The sequence below is a fragment of the Nocardioides pakistanensis genome, from assembly GCF_054781215.1.
Genome location: NZ_BAAGUV010000025.1, coordinates 17,777 through 32,561 on the forward strand (window position 1 = coordinate 17,777; position 14,785 = coordinate 32,561).

The window sequence follows — 14,785 nt, forward strand, 5'->3', positions numbered from 1 at the left end:
TCAGGGCGTGGCGGCGGGCGGTGCGGTCAGACTATCGGGCACCCGGAGCGCCCGGGGTCAGTCCGCCCCGACGATCCGCAGCGCGAGCTCGCAGTAGTGGTCGGCGATCTGCTGAGGCGTCCACTCACCCTCGTCGCGGTACCACCGCGCCACATCGATCCCCAGCGAGAGCAGGGCGAGCGCGGTCATGTGCGAGTTGCCGGTGTGGAACACCCCGGCCGCCACACCGCGGTCGACCACGCCACGCATCTCCTGCTCGATCTCGCGGCGGGTCGCCGCGATCTCCTCGAGGTGCTCGGGCGACAGCGCGGCGAGCTCGTAGTTCACGATCCGCGCGCCGGTGTGGTCCTCGGCGTGGTGCACCACGAAGGCGTGTACGACGGCCAGCAGCTGCGCTCGCGGATCCGCGGACGTGGCGACGGCCGCTCGCACCAGCGCGAGCGTCTTGTCGTGCCCGGCCCGGGTGATCAGGTGGAGCATCTCCTCCTTGGACCGATGGTGCACGTACAGCGCGGCCGGGCTCATCCCGGCGGCAGAGGCGATGTCGCGGGTCGTCGTACCGTGAAAGCCCTTCTCCGCAAAGGAAGCGACGGCCGCCGCCATCAGGCGGGCCCGGGCGTCGGACTCTTGACGGATCTGCTCCACGTGAGGAACGCTAAGCGAACGCTTAGTCACTAAGCAAGCGCTTAGCGTCGTCGACATCGAAGGGCAGGCACGTGAAGAGGTTCGAGGGCAAGGTCGCGATCGTCACCGGAGCCAGCCGAGGGATCGGCCTCGGCATCGCCGAGCGGCTCGTCGCCGAGGGCGCCAAGGTCACGATCACCGCGCGCAAGCAGGACGCCCTCGACGAGGCGGTGGAGCGGCTCGGCGGCCCCGACGTGGCGATGGCGGTCGCCGGCAAGGGCGACGACGTCGAGCACCAGAGCGAGACCGTGGCCAGGACGATCGAGCGGTTCGGCCGCCTCGACGCACTCGCCAACAACACCGGCATCAACCCCGTCTACGGGCCGATGATCGAGATCGACCTCGCCGCAGCCCGCAAGATCTTCGAGGTCAACAGCCTCGCCGCGCTGTCGTGGACCCAGCAGGCGCACCGCGCGTGGATGGGCAAGCACGGCGGCGCGGTCGTCAACGTGTCCTCGGTGGCCGGCCTCAAGCCCGCCCCCGGCATCGGCTTCTACGGCGCCAGCAAGGCGATGCTCATGCACATCACCTCCGAGCTCGCCGTCGAGCTGGGCCCGAAGATCCGCGTCAACGGCGTCGCGCCGGCCGTGGTGAAGACCAAGTTCGCCACCGCGCTCTACGAGGGCAAGGAGGAGGAGGTCTCCTCGCAGTACCCGCTCAAGCGGCTCGGGGTCCCGGAGGACATCGGCAGCGTGGTGGCGTTCCTGCTCTCCGACGACGCCGCCTGGCTCACCGGCCAGACCGTCGTCGTCGACGGCGGGCTGACCCTCACCGGCGGGGTGTGAGCATGCCCGACGTCCCCCAGCCCGACGTCCACGGACTCGGCGTCGTCGTCACCGGCGCCGGGCACGGCATCGGCCGCGCGATCGCCCGGCGGATGGCCGCCGAGGGTGCCCGGGTGGTGGTCAACGACCTCGACGCGGACGCGGTCGAGCAGGTCGCGACCGAGATCGGCGGGATCGCCGCACCCGGCGACGCCGCCACCGAGGACGGGGTCGCCGAGCTCGTCGCCACCGCTCGCGACCACCTCGGCAAGATCGACATCTACTTCGCCAACGCCGGCATCGACGTCGGCGCCGGCCTCGACGCGCCGGAGTCGGACTGGGCCCGCGCGCTCGAGGTGAACGTGATGGCGCACGTCCGCGCGGCTCGCCAGCTGGTTCCTGCCTGGCTGGAGACCGGAGGCGGCAGGTTCGTCGTCACGGCATCGGCGGCCGGCCTGCTCACGATGCTGGGCAGCGCGCCGTACTCGGTCACCAAGCACGCGGCGGTCGGCTTCGCGGAGTGGCTCTCGGCGACCTACGGCCACCGCGGGATCACCGTGCAGGCGATCTGCCCCCAGGGCGTGCGCACCCGGATGCTCGAGGAGGCCGGGCCGCTGCAGGAGCTGCTGACCCACGACTCCGCGCTGGAGCCGGAGGACGTCGCCGAGGCGGTCTGGCAGGCGCTGGCCGACGACCGGTTCCTGGTGCTGCCGCACCCCGAGGTCGCGGAGTACTACAAGCACCGCGCGCTCGACACCGACCGCTGGCTGGCCGGGATGCGCCGGCTGCAGCAGAAGCTGGACGGCGCCTCGTGACCACTCAACCGACCCCGGGCCTCCCCGGCCTCGACCTCGACGCGTTCGCTGCCTGGTTCGGCGCCGCCTGCCCCGGCGAGGTCACCGGACCGCTGACCGGCAGGCTGGTCGCCGGCGGCAAGTCCAACCTGACCTACATCGTCGGCGACGGCCACCGCGAGTGGGTGGTACGGCGTCCACCGCTCGGCCACGTCCTCGCGACCGCACACGACATGGGCCGGGAGCACCGCGTGATGACCGCGCTGCGCGACACCGACGTGCCGGTTCCCCGCACCTACGCCTACTGCGAGGACGAGGACGTGATCGGCGCGAAGTTCTACGTGATGGAGCGCGTGCACGGGACGCCGTACCGCACCGCCGCCGAGCTCGCGCCGCTCGGTCCCGAGCGCACCGAGGCGATCTCGCGGCGCTCGGTGGAGACGCTGGCCGCGCTGCACAGCGTGGACCCGGCCGCCGTGGGCCTGGCCGACTTCGGCCGGCCCGAGGGGTTCCTCGAGCGGCAGGTCCGCCGCTGGGGCAAGCAGCTCGACGCCTCGCGCAGCCGCGACCTCGCCGGTGCCGACGAGCTTCGCACCCTGCTCGCCGCGAACGTCCCCGCCGAGCAGAAGCCGGCGATCGTGCACGGCGACTACCGCCTCGACAACCTGCTCATCGACGACGAGGACCGGGTCGCCGCCGTCCTGGACTGGGAGATGGCCACCCTCGGCGACCCCGTCACCGACGTTGCGCTGATGGTGGTCTACGGCCGGCTGGCCTCGATGGACACCGCCGTCTCCGACGCCTCGACCGCCCCCGGGTTCCTCGACGAGGACGAGACGCTCGCGCTCTACCGCGAGCGCAGCGGCCGCGACCTGTCGGCGATGGGCTTCTACCTCGGCCTGGCCTGCTTCAAGCTCGCGGTCATCCTCGAGGGCATCCACTACCGCTTCACCCAGGGTCAGACCGTCGGCGAGGGCTTCGACTCCGTCGGCGCCGCCGTCGAGCCCCTCATCGCATCCGGCCTCACCTCGCTCAAGGAGAACTGATGGACTTCGCCTTCGACGCCCGCACCGAGGAGCTGCGCGAGCAGCTGCTCAGCTTCATGGACCACCACGTCCACCCCAACGAGAAGCGCTTCCACGAGCAGCTCGACCAGCTCGAGGACCGCTGGGACTGGACCGCCACCCCGGTGATGCAGAAGCTGCGCGAGCGCGGCAAGCAGACCGAGCTGTGGAACGCCTTCCTGCCCGGCGAGCACGGCGCCGGCCTGACCAACCTGCAGTACGCCCCGCTCGCCGAGATCACCGGCCGCAGCGGACACCTCGCGCCGGCGGCCTTCAACTGCGCGGCGCCTGACACCGGCAACATGGAGGTGCTCACGCAGTTCGGCACGCCCGAGCAGCAGGAGCAGTGGCTCACCCCGCTGCTCGCCGGTGACATCCGCTCGGCGTTCGCGATGACCGAGCCCGACGTCGCCTCCTCCGACGCCACCAACATCAGCACCACGATCCGCCGCGAGGGCGACGAATACGTCATCAACGGCCGCAAGTGGTGGATCACCGGCGCGATGAGCCCGGCGGCGAAGATCTTCATCGTCATGGGCAAGACCGACCCCGAGGCCGACCGGCACCGGCAACAGTCGATGATCCTGGTCCCCCGGGACACCCCGGGCGTCGAGGTGGTCCGGGGCATGGAGGTCTTCGGCTACGACGACCGCGAGCACGGCGGCCACGCCGAGCTGGTGTTCCGCGACGTCCGGGTGCCCGCGTCGAACCTGATCGGCGAGGAGGGCGACGGGTTCGCGATCGCGCAGGCGCGACTCGGCCCGGGCCGGATCCACCACTGCATGCGCGCCATCGGCGTCGCCGAGCGCGCGATCGAGCTGATGTGCCAGCGTTCGGTGGAGCGGGTCGCCTTCGGCAAGCACCTGGCCCGTCAAGGCGTGGTCCGCGAGTGGATCGCGGAGTCCCGGGTGCGGGTCGAGCAGCTCCGGCTGCTGGTGCTCAAGACCGCCTGGCTGATGGACACCGTCGGCAACAAGGGCGCGCACACCGAGATCCAGGCGATCAAGATCGCCACCCCCGAGACCGTGCAGTGGATCCTCGACAAGGCGATCCAGGTGCACGGCGGCGCCGGGCTCTCCCAGGACTTCCCGCTGGCGCAGTCGTTCGCCGGCATCCGGACCCTGCGCTTCGCCGACGGCCCTGACGAGGTGCACAAGATGTCGCTCGCGCGGCGCGAGATCAAGAAGCACGCGGGCCTGTGAGCGTCGACGTGCGAGCCGACCTCGCCTCCCGGGTCGAGCAGCTGCTGGCGTCGTACCCTCCCGCCTCGACCGACCGGTTGGAGCTCCTCCGCGCCCGGTTCGACGCCGGGCTGGCGTGGGTGCACTTCCCCGAGGGCCTCGGCGGGCTCGGCCTGCCCCGCGGCCTGCAGGGGTACGTCGACCAGCTCCTCGCCGAGGCCGGCGCACCCGACAACGACCCGCGCCGGATCGGGATCGGGCTCGGCATGGCCGCACCGACGATCCTGGCCTTCGGCACGCAGGAGCAGAAGGAGCGGTTCCTGCGGCCGCTGTGGACCGGCGAGGAGGTGTGGTGCCAGCTGTTCAGCGAGCCGGGCGCCGGCTCCGACCTCGCGGCGCTGGCCACGCGCGCGGTGCGGGACCCCTCCGGCGACTGGGTGGTCAACGGGCAGAAGGTGTGGACCTCCTCGGCCCACGAGGCGCAGCGCGCGATCCTCGTCGCCCGCACCGACCCGGACCTGCCCAAGCACCAGGGGCTGACCTACTTCCTGCTCGACATGACCGACCCCGGCGTCGAGGTCCGCCCGCTGCGCCAGATCACCGGTGAGGCGGAGTTCAACGAGGTCTTCCTGACCGACGTGCGCGTCCCCGACGCCGACCGGCTCGGCGAGGTCGGCGAAGGCTGGAAGGTCGCCAACGCCACCTTGATGAACGAGCGGGTCGCGATCGGCGGCCAGGCTGCACCGCGTGAGAGCGGGATGATCGGCAAGGTCGCCGAGACCTGGCGCTCCCAGCCGTCGGTGCGGCGGCCCGAGCTGCACGACCGGCTGATGGCCGGCTGGGTCGAGTCGGAGGTGTTCCGGCTGACCGGGATGCGGCTGCGGCAGAAGCTCGCCGCCGGCGCCCCCGGCCCGGAGGGGTCGGCGATGAAGCTGACCTTCGCCCGGCTCGCCCAGGAGCTCAGCGGGCTGGAGGTCGAGCTGCTCGGCTCCGAGGGCCTGCGCTACTCCGACTGGACGATGACCCGGCCGCAGAAGGTCGACATGACCGGCCGCGACGCCGGCTACCGCTACCTGCGCGCCAAGGGCAACTCCATCGAGGGCGGCACCTCGGAGATCCTGCGCAACATCGTCGCCGAACGGGTCCTCGGCCTGCCGAGCGAGCCGCGCGTCGACAAGGACATCGCCTGGAAGGAGATCCCCCGATGAGCGACCTCGACCTGCTCTACACCGACGTGGAGGACTCGCTGCGCTCCTCGGTGCGCGACCTGCTCGCCGCCCGCTGCTCCTCCGACGCCGTCACCGCGCTCTACGACGGGGACCGCTCCGTGGTGGCGCCGCTGTGGCGATCGCTCGGCGTCGAGCTCGGGCTGGCCGGCCTGCTGGTGCCCGAGTCCGCCGGCGGCGCCGGCGCCTCGGCGCGCGAGGTCGCGGTCGTGCTCGAGGAGCTCGGCCGGTCGGTGGCGCCGGTGCCGTTCCTGACCAGCTCGGTCATCGCCACGCTCGTCGCCTCCGCCGGCTCCGACGACGCACTGCTCTCGGCGCTCGCCGCGGGGGAGCGTACGGCGGCCCTGGTGCTGCCGTGGTCGACGAGCTCGGCCGCCTTCGTGCCGGTGCTCGCCGCGGAGGGGGACCGGCTCACCGGGGAGGTCCGCTCGGTCGCCGGCGCGCTCGAGGCCGACGTGCTGCTCGTGCCGGTCACCACGCCCGACGGGGTGGAGGTGCGTGCCGTGCCGGCGACCGCCGCCGTCGTCACGCCGGTCGTGTCCCTCGACATGAGCCGCCAGGTCGCCGACGTGTCCTTCGAGAGCGCAGCGTCCACGCCCGTCGTACCCGCCGACGCGGGGGAGGCGGCCGTGCACCGGGCGCTGACCGCCGGAGCGGCGCTGCTGGCGTCGGAGCAGCTCGGGATCGCGCAATGGTGCCTGGACGCCACCGTGGCGTACCTCAAGGAGCGCCGGCAGTTCGGCCGGGTGGTCGGCGGGTTCCAGGCGCTCAAGCACCGGCTGGCCGACCTCTACACGGAGGTCGAGCAGGCCCGCGCCGCCGCGCGCTACGCCGCCGCGACCCTCGCCGAGGACGACCCGGACGCCGAGGTGGCCGCCTCGGTCGCGCAGGCCTACTGCGCCGACGTCGCGGTGCGTGCCGCCGAGGAGTGCGTCCAGCTGCACGGCGGCATCGGGATGACCTGGGAGCACCCCGCGCACCTGTACCTCAAGCGCGCCAAGGCCGACCAGATCGCCCTCGGCAACGCGGCCACGCACCGCGCCCGGCTCGGCGAGCTGGTCGACCTGCCGGTCAGCTGACCTTCGGCTTCGGCGGCGCGGGGCACACGACGTCCGCGCGCCGGCCGGGCTTGCGCATCGGCAGCGTGCCCGATGTCAGGTAGGCGGCCAGGTGCCTGCGGGCGCAGGGTCCGCTGAGGTCGGGCGTCGAGCCGTGCGTCGTACCTCCGCGGATCGCCACGAGCCTCGAGCCGGGGAACAGGCCGCGCACGGCGAGGCTGTCGGCGAACGGCGTCGCGCCGTCCAGGGTCCCTCCGAACAGCAGTGCCGGCACGGCGTTGCCGGTGACCTCGACGGGTTCGCCGGGCTCCGCGGGCCAGAAGAAGCATGACGCGGAGAACCACATGCTGCCCCACGCCGGGATGGGTGCCTGGCGGTGCAACCGGCGGGTGCGGGCGAGCTCGTCCTCGAGGCTGCCGACCTCCTCGTCGGTGCACAGCGTGGCCAGGAACGCGGCGTACTGGTTGTCGTCGCCGGGTGTGTCCACCAGCCGCCACCAGCGGATCAGCGGTCGGGCGTTGTCCCGGTTCACCAAGGCGGACAGGGCGGCCGCCAGGTCGGGCCAGGTCGGTTCGGTGTAGCCGGCCACCACCAGCGCGTCGTCGAACTCGCTGGCACCGAGCACGCCGGCGGCGGGCCGATCCCGGAGCAGCCGACGCTGCCGGAGGTAGTGGCGCTGCACCGCCTCCGCGGTCCGGCCGAGGTGGTAGGTGGCACGGTGCCGGGCCACCCAGCGGAAGAACTCGTCGTAGACCCGTTGGAAGGCCAGCGTCTGGGCGGAGGTGCTCTCGGCCCAGGTCTTCGTCGGGTCGATGTTGCTGTCGAGGACCATCCGCCGCACCCGGTCGGGGAACAAGGTCGCGTAGACCTGCCCGAGGTAGGTGCCGTGGGAGTAGCCGTAGTAGCTGATCCGCCTCGCACGAAGCGCCCGCCGGATCATCTCCATGTCCAGGACCGTGTCGACGGACTTCATGTGCTCGAGCAGCGACCCGTACTTGGCGCCGCACGCGTCGGCGTACGACCTCGCCCGACGCGTCCAGGCCGCGATGTCGGCCCCGTTGCGGGGCACGTACGGCGGGCGGTCGGCGTGGAAGTAGTTCGGCTTGCACGACAGCGCGGGCCTGCTGGCGCCGACGCCGCGCGGGTCGAAGCCGATCCAGTCGTAGGCAGCGCCGCTGCGACGCGGCATGAGCGAGCCGTAGGTGGACATCGCCAGACCGGAGCCGCCCGGTCCGCCCGGGTTGATCAGCATCACGCCGCGGTAGGCCCGGGTGGTGTGCCGCACCCGCGACACGGCGATCTTGATCTTCCGTCCCGTGGGGTTGTCGTAGTCCAGCGGCACGGTGACGAACCCGCAGCGGACGCCGGCTTTCCTCAGCTCGCGTTGGCGGCAGCGGCCCCAGTCGACCGGCGCCACGGAGGGGAGCGTCGGTGCGATCTGCTCCGGCTGCGTCGGTTCCGGCGGGCCCGCCTGGGCCGGCGGCGAACCGACTGTCGTCAGGGCCAGCGTGGCCACGGCTGCAAGCGTCCCGAGCTTGCTCCTGTTCATGAGAACCACCCCCGTCGGTCGTCCGGTCCGGCCATGCTCGGTCGGCAGCCGACCGGGGCACATAGCCCGAACGGGGGGTGAGCGCTGCGTGAGCGTGGGAACGCGTCCCCCCCGCCACCGCCGGGGGGACCGGAGGGTCACCCGATGCGGCGACCGGTGATCTCGCGCCAGCGCAGGCGGACGTAGAGCGGGCGGGCGCCGTCGGCCCACGGCTTGGGGTCGTGGGCCCAGCGGATCTCCTCGATCTCCTCCACGTCCTCGACCATCTCGGCGCGGCCGCGGGCGACCACGCTCCAGCCCTCGTGCCGCTCCCGGTCGACCTCGTCGATCTCGAAGGCGACGTCGCCGGCCCAGCCGTAGGTGCCGAGCACGCTGTAGGGGGTCGTCCGGAAGACGATCGTGTCCGCGTGCACCGAGTAGTTGACCGGTACGACGTACGGGCCGTCCGGCGTACAGATCGCCGCTCGCCCGACCAGGCCGGCCGCGAGCAGCTCGACGCACTCCTCCTGCGACATCTCCTGAAGCGTTCCCATGGTGACCCCCTCCGAGTTTCCCCACAGCATGCGCTGTCCGAACCACGACCGGATGGGGCGAAAGTCCCTAACGCTTCGGCGTCGTAGTCTCAGGCCGCAGACCCCAGCCCCGAAGGAGACCCATGCCTGTCGACCCGCACATCGCCCCGCTGCTCGAGCTCCTCACCGCCGTCCCGCCCATGCACGCCGGATCGCCGGAGCAGGCGCGCGAGGCGTTCCGCAAGCTCACCGTCGACGCCCGGTCCCCGGAGAACGTCGTGCCGGTCGGCGCGGTCGAGGACATCACGATCCCGGGCCCGGCCGGCGACCTGGCAGCACGGGTCTACCGGCCGGCCGTCGAGGCGACCGGGCTGCCGACCGTGATGCTCTTCCACGGCGGTGGCTGGGTGATCGGCGACCTCGACACCCACGACAACATGGCGCGCAGCATCTGCCGCGACTGCTCCGCGGTGGTCGTGTCGGTCGACTACCGGCTCGCGCCCGAGGCGCCGTTCCCCGCCGCCGTCGACGACGCGCTGGCCGCGACCCGGTGGGTCGGTGACCGTCTCGCGGACTTCGGCGGCTCCTCGACGCTGGCAGTGGCCGGAGACAGCGCCGGCGGCAACCTCGCGGCGGTGGTCGCCCAGCAGCTGCGCGACGCCGGCGGTCCGGCGATCGCCGCACAGCTGCTCGTCTACCCGGCCGTCGACGTGACGGGGGAGTACGCCTCCCGCCTGGAGAACGCCGAGGGCTACTTCCTCGACCTCGCCACGATGGCGTGGTTCATGAACCACTACGCCGCCGACGCCGGCGCGCACGAGGACCCCCGGCTCTCCCCGCTGCGTCACCACGACCTCTCCGGCCTGCCGCCGGCGGTCGTCGTGACCGCGGAGTACGACCCGCTCCGCGACGAGGGCGAGGCCTACGCCCGCGAGCTCTCCGCGGCCGGGGTGAAGGTGGAGGTACGCCGGTTCGACGGGATGATCCACGGCTTCTTCGACATGGGCACGTTCTCGCCCGCGGCACAGGCGGCCATCGACGAGTCCTGCCGGATGTTCGCGTCGCTCCTCGCCTGAGGGCCGGTGGGGCCGAACCGACGTGCACTCGGCCGGCCTTCGTGGCCGGCCGCCGCCTGACGGGAGCTTGGACCGGGCGTGAGTGCACGTCGAGTCGGCCCCTGTGGATGGCCGGATGCGAGCTCGGCCCGCCTGCGACAGATTGGGGCGGGTGAAGGTGGAGCGGGCACTCGAGCGCCTCGGCGGCGTGGCCACGGCGGCGGAGCTGGGGCGCTTCTGTTCGCGCAAGCGGCTGAGACTGGCACTGGCGCGCGGCCGTGTGGTCCGCGACGGTCATGGCCGATACGCGCTCCCGGAGGCCGATGAGGCACTGCGTGCGGCGAACCGACTCAGCGGGGTGCTGTGCCTCGACAGTGCCGCGCTCTACCATGGCTGGAAGACCAAGACCCGGTGGTCCTCCCCGGCGGTGGCGGTGCCGCGCAACCGCAAGCTCCCGGCCGCGCGACGGGAGGGAGTCCGCGTCCTGTACGTCGATCTGCCGACGGCTGACGTCCGGGGCAGGGCGACCGGCCCCGTCCGCACGGTGATGGACTGCGCGAGCCGTCTGCCGTTCGACGAGGCGCTCGCGATTGCCGACTCCGCCCTGCGTGAGGGTGACGTGAGCAAGCCGGAGCTGGTGCAGGCCGCCGACCTCATGCCTGACCGTTATCGGAGCAGGTGCCAGCGCGTCGTCCGCGAGGCGGATGGCCGGGCGGACAACCCGTTCGAATCGGTGCTCAGGGCGATCGCCCTGGATGTCCCGGGACTGTCGGTGACGCCTCAGGTGCAGATCGGTCGCCGTCGGACCGACCTGGCGGACGAGCGGCTGCGGATCGCCGTGGAGGCCGAGTCGTTCGAGTTCCACGGCGTCCGCAAGCTGCTGAAGCGCGACTGCGAGCGGTACAACATCTTCGTGCTCCGGGGATGGTTCGTCCTCCGATTCGCCTGGGAGCACGTCATGCACGAGCCCGACTATGTGCGCGACGTGCTGCTGGCCGCCGTACGCCTGCTCGGAGGAGGGCCACATGGACGTGCACTCCAGAGCCGGTCGGAGCGGCCCGCCGCCTGAGCAGTCAGGCTGTCGCGCTCGAGTGCACGTCGGTTCGGCCCTGGGGGCCGGACGCGTCAGACGTGGATCGGGGCGGCGCCACGGCTGGTGCGCCCGGTCGCCATCAGGCCGAGCACCAGCAGCAGCCGGTCACGCGGGACCTGGAGGCTGCGGCCGGTGAGCTGCTCGATCTGCTTGAGCCGGTAGATCACGGTGTTGCGGTGGCAGTACAACGCCTCGGCGGCGTGGGTGGGCGAGACATTGTTCTCGATCAGCGCCATCAGCGTCTCCAGCAGCACCTCGGCCTGCGGGCCCGGCTGGGCGAGCAGCGGTCCGATCGACTCCTCCACCAGCAGCGACGCCACCTCCGGCTGGCCGTTCAGCAGCACCTCGGGCAGCCGGTCGGTGACGGTGACCACCTGCGTCCGGCCACGAGGAACCGTCTGGGCGGCCCGGGCGGCCAGCGTGTAGGCGGAGGCGAACCCGGCGATCCCGTCCGCCGCGACGGCGACACCGACCCGCCCCGCCGCGAGCGGTGAGAGCAGCTCGACCAGCTCGGCCACGCCGTCGGCGGCGAGCTGCACCAGGCCGAAGTACGTCCCGCCGCGCACGTGCCAGTGCGACACCAGCCCCGCTCGCTCCAGCCGGTCCTCAGGTCCCCGCAGCGGCTCGTCGAGCGCCTCGTCGAACGGCGCGACCACGCACGCGATCGGCACCTCCGTCGAGACGCCGAGGATCTCCGCCGCCTCGCCGGCGAACTCCGGGTCCGAGCCGCGCCCGCCGACGAGCCCGTCGAGGAAGCTCTGCTGACGTTGCAGGTCGCGGCGCTGGAGCCGCGCGCTCTCGCGGCGGTAGGCCTCGACGAGCACGGCGTTCTGGACGTCCAGCGCGTGCCAGATCCGCTGGCCGGCCGTGAGCAGCACATGGTCGTCGACGCCGAGGTCGTGCCGCGGGCCCTGCTCCAGCAGCGCCTCCCAGAGCACCCGGGTGCCCAGGCTGTAGGCGTTGAGCACCAGCTCCATCGGCATCCCCTGCCGGGCGCGGCGCCGGCCGGTCTCGCGCCACACGTCGGCGGCGCGCTTGCCCGGCTCGACCTGGCCGGACATGGTGAGGATGCCGCGCCGGATGTGCTCACGGGTGCTGGCCCGGACGTCGGCGCGCATGTCGGGGCCGGCCTTCTGGTACCACTCCTGGTCCTTCTCGAACAGCCGCAGCGCGATGTCGTCGGCGATCGCGTCGGAGCGGTCGATCAACGACCCCCAGGCGCGCCGGATCCGCTCCTCGAGCCCGTCCGCGGGTGCCACCTGCGCCGGTGTCATTGCGTCACTGTCGCACTGAGCGCACAGAACCGCTAGGTCACAAAGTGATATCGCGGCATTCTGCACGACCAGTTCTGTGCGGACCGCCCATATCCCGTGCTGTGCGCAGCGTCCAAGGTGGTGTGCGTCACACCTGCCGTCCGAGGGAGCCACATGAGCGAGGCCGTCTTCACGATGTCGGGCGTCGGGGTCACCTTCGGCGGCATCGTCGCGCTCGACGGAGTCGGACTCGAGGTGCAGCCCCGCCAGGTGCTCGGCGTGATCGGCCCCAACGGTGCCGGGAAGACCACCCTGTTCAACGTCGCCTGCGGCTTCGTCCAGCCTGACACCGGCCGGCTGACCTGGAAGGGCCAGGAGCTCGCTCGGCTCCGCCCGCACCAGCTGGCCGGCCTCGGTATCGGACGCACCCTGCAGGGCCTGGGCCTCTTCGACCACATGCCGGTGATCGAGAACGTCATGGTCGGCGCCGACCGGCACGCCCGGGCCGGGTTCTTCTCCGGCCTGCTGGCCCTGCCGCGGAGTGCCAAGGACGAGCGTGCGCTGCGGGAGCGGGCGCTCGCGGTCCTGTCCGAGCTCGGCATCGTGGAGTACGCCGGGCGGCTCCCGTCCAGCCTTCCCTACCCGATCCGCAAGCGGGTCGCCCTCGCGCGGGCGCTGGTCGGCGAGCCGGAGCTGCTGCTGCTCGACGAGCCCGCCAGCGGCCTGTCCAACGCCGAGATGGCCGAGCTCGGCGAGCTGATCCGCGGGCTCACCGACCGGATGTCGCTGATGCTCGTCGAGCACCACATGGACCTGGTGATGAGCGTGTGCGACCACATCGTCGTGCTCGACTTCGGCAAGGTGATCGCGCGCGGGGGTCCGGACGAGATCCGCAACGACCCGGCTGTGCTGGCCGCCTATCTCGGCGAGGAGGTGGCGCACTGATGCTCGACGTGCACGAGCTCACTACCAGCTACGGGCCCGTCAAGGCCCTGGACGGCGTCAGCTTCTCCTCCCCGCAGGGCAAGGTGACCGCCGTACTGGGGGCCAACGGGGCGGGCAAGACCACGTTGCTGCGCACCCTGTCCGGGCTGATCCGTCCCGTCAGCGGCGAGGCGAGGCTGGACGGGGTGGACCTGGCCAGGACACCGACCGAGGCGATGTCGGCCCTCGGGCTGGCCCACGTCCCCGAAGGGCGCGGCGTGATCACCGAGCTGACCGTCGCCGAGAACCTCCGGCTGGGCGGACTCGGCCGGGCCGACAAGGCCAAGCCGATCGACCTGGAGCGGGTCTACGTGCTGTTCCCGGTGCTCGGCGACCGCCGCAACGCAACCGCGGACACGCTCTCCGGCGGTGAGCGGCAGATGCTCGTGATCGGCCGCGCTCTGATGGCCGACCCGAAGATCCTGCTGCTCGACGAGCCGTCCCTCGGGCTCGCGCCGCGGATCGTCGCGCAGATCTTCGACCTGCTCAAGGGCCTCGTCGAGCGCGACGGGCTGACCGTGCTGCTCGTCGAGCAGAACGCCCGCAGCGCCCTGTCCATCGCCGACTTCGGAGTCGTGCTGAACCTCGGTCGCCTCGTGGTCCACGACGAGGCGCACGTCCTCGCCGCGGACGAGGGCCTCCGCCACGCCTACCTCGGCTTCTGAGCCGCGAACGAGACGGGAGACCTCGTGCAGCAGTTCCTCACCACCACGTTGACCGGGCTCACGCTCGGCTTCGTCTACGCCGCGTTCGCGCTCGCGCTCGTGCTGATCTGGCGCTCGACCCGGATCGTGAACTTCGCCCAGGCGCCGATGGCGATGATCACCACCTACGTCGCGCTGGTGGTGATCGACGCCGGGCTGTCGTACTGGATCGCGTTCGCCGCCGCCCTGCTGTCCGGCTTCGTGCTCGGCGCGGTCGTCGAGCGGGTCTTCGTGCGGCCGGTCGAGGGCAAGTCGGAGATCAACGCGGTCATCCTCACCCTCGGCCTGTTCATCGTGATCCACGCCCTGGCTGCGGTGATCTTCGGCAACCGCTACCGGTCGTTCCCGGCCCCGTTCGGGGTTCGCGGCTTCCAGGCCGGCGACCTCACGATCGCGTTGACCGGGTTCGGCATCTTCACAATCGTGGCCGTGCTCGTGGTGATGGGGCTGCTCGTCGCGCTGTTCCGCTTCACCGACCTCGGCCTGCGGATGCGCGCGTCGGCGTTCAACGCCGAGGTCGCCCGGCTGCTCGGGGTGAAGGTCGGCCGGATGCTGACCCTCGGCTGGGCGCTGGCGGCGGTGGTCGGCTCGCTGTCGGGCCTGCTCATCGCCGGCGGCAGCCTGGTGCACCCCGGCTACATGGACTCCGTCGTGGTGTTCGGGTTCGTGGCCGCGGTCCTCGGCGGCCTCGACAGCCCGCTCGGCGCGGTGATCGGCGGGCTGCTGCTGGGGCTCTCGCTCAGCTATGTCAGTGGGTACGTCGGATCCGAGCTCGTCGCGCTCTCCTCGCTGGTGATCCTGATGCTGGTCCTGCTGCTCAAACCCGGCGGCCTGTTCTCGCACGCACGAGAGCGGAGGGTCTGA

General features: G+C 72.0%; 15 protein-coding genes. 11 read left to right on the forward strand and 4 right to left on the reverse strand.

All coding sequences use genetic code 11. From position 1 onward, the window contains the following. Window positions 1-57 precede the first annotated feature (57 nt). A complete protein-coding gene (locus ACYVIH_RS11370; protein WP_460869367.1) occupies window positions 58-645 on the reverse strand; it encodes a TetR/AcrR family transcriptional regulator in 588 nt (195 codons plus the stop codon). Window positions 646-716: 71 nt separating this feature from the next. Between ACYVIH_RS11370 and ACYVIH_RS11375 the strand changes: the two genes are divergently transcribed. The 6 genes from ACYVIH_RS11375 to ACYVIH_RS11400 are packed head-to-tail and all read left to right on the forward strand — an operon-like array spanning window position 717 to window position 6,792. After that, entirely contained in the window at window positions 717-1,469 is a 753-nt protein-coding gene (locus ACYVIH_RS11375) for an SDR family oxidoreductase (RefSeq protein ID WP_460869369.1), read from the forward strand. A 2-nt stretch (window positions 1,470-1,471) separates the two neighbouring features. Further along, window positions 1,472-2,263: an SDR family oxidoreductase gene (locus ACYVIH_RS11380; protein WP_460869371.1), complete on the forward strand. Its 792-nt coding sequence runs from the start codon at window positions 1,472-1,474 to the stop codon at window positions 2,261-2,263. After that, window positions 2,260-3,288, forward strand: coding sequence for a phosphotransferase family protein (locus ACYVIH_RS11385; RefSeq protein WP_460869374.1), 1,029 nt, complete (start codon window positions 2,260-2,262; stop codon window positions 3,286-3,288). The genes ACYVIH_RS11380 and ACYVIH_RS11385 overlap by 4 nt, the downstream gene beginning before the upstream one ends. Then, a complete protein-coding gene (locus tag ACYVIH_RS11390; RefSeq protein WP_460869376.1) occupies window positions 3,288-4,508 on the forward strand; it encodes an acyl-CoA dehydrogenase family protein in 1,221 nt (406 codons plus the stop codon). Before ACYVIH_RS11385 ends, ACYVIH_RS11390 begins: the two co-directional genes overlap by 1 nt. After that, window positions 4,505-5,695, forward strand: a complete 1,191-nt coding sequence (locus ACYVIH_RS11395; RefSeq protein ID WP_460869378.1) for an acyl-CoA dehydrogenase family protein — start codon at window positions 4,505-4,507, stop codon at window positions 5,693-5,695. Before ACYVIH_RS11390 ends, ACYVIH_RS11395 begins: the two co-directional genes overlap by 4 nt. Next, window positions 5,692-6,792: an acyl-CoA dehydrogenase family protein gene (locus ACYVIH_RS11400; RefSeq protein WP_460869380.1), complete on the forward strand. Its 1,101-nt coding sequence runs from the start codon at window positions 5,692-5,694 to the stop codon at window positions 6,790-6,792. The genes ACYVIH_RS11395 and ACYVIH_RS11400 overlap by 4 nt, the downstream gene beginning before the upstream one ends. Here the strand turns inward: ACYVIH_RS11400 and ACYVIH_RS11405 are convergent. Continuing rightward, window positions 6,785-8,320 (reverse strand): alpha/beta fold hydrolase, encoded by a 1,536-nt coding sequence (locus tag ACYVIH_RS11405; RefSeq protein WP_460869382.1) that lies wholly within the window; start codon window positions 8,318-8,320, stop codon window positions 6,785-6,787. The two genes, ACYVIH_RS11400 and ACYVIH_RS11405, sit on opposite strands and share 8 nt — an antisense overlap. A gap of 137 nt (window positions 8,321-8,457) precedes the next feature. Then, on the reverse strand, window positions 8,458-8,853 hold the full coding sequence (locus ACYVIH_RS11410) for a pyridoxamine 5'-phosphate oxidase family protein (RefSeq protein ID WP_460869384.1): 396 nt from the start codon (window positions 8,851-8,853) through the stop codon (window positions 8,458-8,460). Between the two features lie 122 nt (window positions 8,854-8,975). Between ACYVIH_RS11410 and ACYVIH_RS11415 the strand changes: the two genes are divergently transcribed. Together ACYVIH_RS11415 and ACYVIH_RS11420 are read left to right on the forward strand one after the other, a co-directional pair. Further along, on the forward strand, window positions 8,976-9,908 hold the full coding sequence (locus ACYVIH_RS11415) for an alpha/beta hydrolase (protein WP_460869386.1): 933 nt from the start codon (window positions 8,976-8,978) through the stop codon (window positions 9,906-9,908). Window positions 9,909-10,059: 151 nt separating this feature from the next. Then, the gene (locus ACYVIH_RS11420; protein WP_460869388.1) at window positions 10,060-10,956 is read left to right on the forward strand and encodes a DUF559 domain-containing protein; all 897 of its coding nucleotides are present in this window, start codon (window positions 10,060-10,062) and stop codon (window positions 10,954-10,956) included. Window positions 10,957-11,012: 56 nt separating this feature from the next. Here ACYVIH_RS11420 and ACYVIH_RS11425 read toward each other — a convergent pair whose 3' ends face one another. Next, entirely contained in the window at window positions 11,013-12,254 is a 1,242-nt protein-coding gene (locus ACYVIH_RS11425) for a PucR family transcriptional regulator (protein WP_460869390.1), read from the reverse strand. Window positions 12,255-12,407: 153 nt separating this feature from the next. Here ACYVIH_RS11425 and ACYVIH_RS11430 point away from each other — a divergent pair, with 153 nt between their 5' ends. From ACYVIH_RS11430 to ACYVIH_RS11440, 3 genes are read left to right on the forward strand one after another with little or no spacing between them, the layout of a single operon-like run. Next, window positions 12,408-13,178: an ABC transporter ATP-binding protein gene (locus ACYVIH_RS11430; RefSeq protein WP_460869392.1), complete on the forward strand. Its 771-nt coding sequence runs from the start codon at window positions 12,408-12,410 to the stop codon at window positions 13,176-13,178. Continuing rightward, window positions 13,178-13,882, forward strand: a complete 705-nt coding sequence (locus ACYVIH_RS11435; protein WP_460869394.1) for an ABC transporter ATP-binding protein — start codon at window positions 13,178-13,180, stop codon at window positions 13,880-13,882. Before ACYVIH_RS11430 ends, ACYVIH_RS11435 begins: the two co-directional genes overlap by 1 nt. A 24-nt stretch (window positions 13,883-13,906) precedes the next feature. After that, window positions 13,907-14,785, forward strand: a complete 879-nt coding sequence (locus tag ACYVIH_RS11440) for a branched-chain amino acid ABC transporter permease (protein WP_460869397.1) — start codon at window positions 13,907-13,909, stop codon at window positions 14,783-14,785.